This is a genomic window from Frankia sp. CoWAU3 (genome assembly GCF_977971855.1).
The window spans coordinates 23,776-27,775 of sequence record NZ_CDWWXB010000024.1 but is presented as its reverse complement, the minus strand read 5'-3'; the positions used below and the strand labels follow the sequence as shown (position 1 = coordinate 27,775).

The window sequence follows — 4,000 nt, the reverse complement described above, 5'->3', positions numbered from 1 at the left end:
GTGCTCGAACACGGCGACGTCCACCTGTTCCAGGCCGGGCCGCTCCCCCGGCCCCCAGCCGATCTCGGTGTCCAGCACGGTGTCGGCGTCGGCGTTGCCGAACAGGCACATCTGCTGGTCGACCACCACGCGGCCCAGGAAGCTCGCCGTACTGCGGCCGAGGTGCCGCCACATCGCCAGCAGCGCCTGGTCGGCCAGGGAGAAGTAGGAAGCAAAGTAGAGCAGCCCGGCGCCGTTGAGATCGCGGGTGATGTCGACGGGCGCGGACAGCGCCAGCGTGCGGACCGTCCGGGTCGGCACCGGGCGCGGGGTGCCGGTGGCCAGGGCGCGCCGGAAGGGTTCGCGCGGCGAGTAGGCCGGATCGAGCCGGGGCAGGTCCGCAGCGCGGAACACGGTCGGCGAGGCAGGCGCGAGGTCGCGGTTGGAGTCGGAGCCGCTCCGGCTCACCCACCTGTTGTAGTGCTCGACGTAGAGGCTGCCCGGATCGTCGAACGCGAAGAACTCGGACTCGATGATCGGGCTGCGGGGCGCGGGGCCGGCTTCCGCGCGACGCAGCCGGTGCAGCGTGACCAGGGACTCACCGCCGATCCCGAAGACGCGCGAGTCGACGGCCAGCCGGTCGCCGAACCCCGGGCTGCGCAGGTGGAATCGGCGGCTGCCGACCACGCGGTAGTAGCAGAAGGACAGGTACGTAGGCTCGCCTTTCTCGTTCCGGGCGCGCAGGACGTCGAGGTCGCAGGCCTCGCCGACCAGGTCCCAGGTCCAGTCCCCCATCCTGCCGATCAGCAGCGAGTTGTGGCCGCACATGCTGGGCGTGACGAGGTGCGTGGCATGGCGAATCGAGGCGTCGGCTGCGGACCTGGCGGGCATCAGCGGCTCATCGCCGTCGGATCAGCGTGCTGCGCATGCTTGCGCAGGAACGGCACGAGTTCGCGGTGCACCTCGTCGACGTGCGTGACGAAGGGGAAGTGCCCGGCGCCCGGCAGCTCGACGAAACGTACGTCGGGGATCGCGCCGTGCAGCAGGTGCGCGGCCTTGAGCGGCACGACGGTGTCCAACCGGCCATGCAGCACGAGAGTGGGCACGCTGATCGACGGCAGCGAGGCCATCAGCGTGGGCTGGGCCGCGAAGACGTCGAGGTAACTCAGCCCGATCTTCGGGTCCATGCTCTCCGAACGCAGCAGCACCTGCTGCCAGCGTTCGCGTTGCCGTGCCAGTTCGCCGGTCGAGTCGTTGGCGATGATCTTGTCGAAGTCCTCGTCGGCGACGGTGCCGAGCCGGTTGACCTCGCCCATGCGGTTGCCGACCCTGTAGGAGGTGCCGATGAGGGTGAGCGAGAGGACGTCCGCCGGGAAGTTCAGAGCGAACGTCTGCGCGACGAGTCCGCCGAAGGACGCACCGCCGACGTGGACGGGCCCGTCGACGCCGAGTTCGCGCAGGGCGATGCGGTTCAGCCCGGCCAGCCCTGCGAGGGAAAGGTCGGCCGCCGCGGTGGTGTCGCCAACGCCCGGATTGTGCACGGCAACCACCTGGAACTCCCCGGCCAGCGCGGCGAACTGCTCGGCGAATACGCCGGCGCTGATGTTGAACGGGTGCATGAGCAGCAGCGTCGGGCCGTTGCCAACAGTGAAGAACTCGAGCTTGCCGGTGTCCGCGGGAACCAGGTGGCGGCGGGTCGAGGGCGCGCGCTCAAGCAGCACGGCGTGGTGGTCGCCACGGGCCCGCTCGCCCTCGCGCAACGCTTGGCCGATGTCCTCGGGCAGTAGCTCCGCGGGATGGAAGACCCCTGTCGCGGCGGCCATGACGGCGACCGCAGCGCCGACCGGCAGTAGGTCGAGCGGCTGCGGGTCGGTCAGGGCGGCGGCGAGGGCGCGTCCCGCCGCGAGGCAGCGTTCGATGTCGAGGCCGAGCGGCACGGCCAGCCTGACGAGCCGCAGGTGCTTGGAACCGACCGCCGAAGTGGGGATCAGGTGCGGCCCGGCACGCAGTCCCGTCCGCTCGAACAGCCAGGCCAGGAAGCTGGGCACCGGAGCGTGCAGGCCGGCGAAGGCCGGGAGTTGCGCGACGTCGAGGAGCACGCAGTGCGCGCCGGGGGCAGGGCCGACGAGCGCCTGGCGAAGGCTGTCGCGTTCACGTGCCGCGCTGAGCTCGTCCCAGAGTGCTTGGACCGCATCGAGGCGGGCGGCCACGGCTTCACGTATGCGGTCGGTCTCGGAGAGGGCGGTGCCGACCATGCGCCGGGCGTTGACGCCGAGCTCGGCTCCGTGTGCTGCCACGTGTTCGGCGAGTGCGGGGTGCGAGGTAGCAAGGATGCCGCCGAAGTCGAGGCCGAACTCCTTGGCGAGGCTGATGGTGATCGCGTCGGCGAGCCCGAGCATCTCGCGCACGATCTGCCACACGTCGCGGCCGCGTTGACCTTGTTCGTGCCGTGATATCAGGATCGCGTTGCCGACGATCCTGGTGGCGTCGAGGACGAGCGGCACCCCGGCAGCGGCGGTCGCCTCGCGGGCCTGGCGCAGCTCTGCCAGCGTCAGCGGCAGTCCGCCGCTCGCGTTGCTGCCGATCTCGAGGCAGACGAACGCCACGGGGTTCGCCGGGGCGGCGAGGCGCGTGGGCGACGCGTCGGCGTCATCGGCGGCAAGGGTCTCCGGTTGGAAGCCGTTCTCCAGCAGGCTCAGGTTCCAGGTCGGGAAGAGAGTGTTGTTCAGGACCACGCCGCGCCGACCTGGCCATGCGCGGCACAGCAGCGCCTCGGCACCCCGGCCCGAGCCGGTGACCGTCATCGAGGGGAACGGGAGCCAGGACGGGGGCGAGACTTCGGATTCGCCGCGGCGGGTGCGGGAGCGGGCGCGCAGGTCGGCGACGGCGCTGTCAACGAAGGCCGCGGCGTGCTCGGCCCAGGAGTCGGTGACCAGGTCGAGCTCGACATCGTCGTAGTCGAGGGCCAGCGGGTTCCAACCGTGCCCGGCGAGCCGGGCGCGGCGCGCGGCGGCAGCGTCATCGAGCGTCCCGGATGCGGGCGCGGGCCGAGCGGGTTCCACCGGGGCGAGCTCGACGCGGGTCGTGGCCGCGACCGTGCGCAGGCCCGGCGCGTCGGCCGAGACATCCGGATTGGCGATCATCAGGATGACGTCGGCCACCGACGTGTGCGGCGGATCAGCGGGCTGACACAGGAAGATCGGCGCGTTGACCGGCCGGAACTTGTTCTTGAACTGGAAGTTCCCGGAGCCGAAGATCCCCGCGTCACGCAGCTCGGCGAGGCCGCGCTCGACCTCCTCGGACGCGGTGGGCGAGCTGGCGATCCGCACACCGAAGCTCGCGCCGAAGCTGAAAACCGTGCAGCCCTCCTCGGCGAGCAACTGCAGGATGTGGACGATCGCGTACTCCAGGCCGCCGAGCGCCATGTCCGGCGGGTAGAATTCGAGGTCAAGCAGATACCCGTTCTCCGACAAGATGTTGGTGAGGATCACGGCGCTGGACAGCGTGTCGTTCACGGTGGTCAGGAACATGCGATGCCGGTGGCCGAGTACGCCGTGGGCCAGCTCTTCACGGAAGATCGGCACGTACGGGTTGACCATCTGCTTGCCGCTCGCCCAGCGCTCGATCAGCTTGACGATCCGCGCATCCATCGCGGGATCGCTGCCGACCCGGTACTCGCGCGTCTCGACGCGGCCGGAACGTCCGAACTTGCCGACCATGTAGCGCAGCCTGTTCATCCGGCCGCCGCTCATGCTGAAGCTTTGCAGGTCCTCGAGCCGCTGGACCGCGCCGAATGGCGTGGCGGATAGCGGGACCCCCCCGGCCTCGGCGAGTGGGATCATGGACAGAAAGTTCGAGTTGAGGCCGTGGCGGCGTGTGTAGGACACGTATTCGCCCGCGAGGATCGGGAAGTCGGCTTCCGACCCGGCATAGCTCCAGGCGAGCAGGTCCGTTCCGCGGCGGGAGAAGTTGAAATAGGCGCTGCGCCGCGCGCCCAGGAACGCGAGCGGGGCGATGTCGC

Annotated in this window: 2 protein-coding genes; both read right to left on the bottom strand. The window is 70.3% G+C overall.

The window, feature by feature from the left end; genetic code table 11:
• A partial coding sequence (locus AC08ON_RS04425; protein ID WP_476616506.1) for an LnmK family bifunctional acyltransferase/decarboxylase occupies nucleotides 1-870 on the bottom strand: 870 nt, incomplete at its 3' end.
• A partial coding sequence (locus tag AC08ON_RS04420; RefSeq protein ID WP_476616505.1) for an alpha/beta fold hydrolase occupies nucleotides 870-4,000 on the bottom strand: 3,131 nt, incomplete at its 5' end. The genes AC08ON_RS04425 and AC08ON_RS04420, both read right to left, overlap by 1 nt.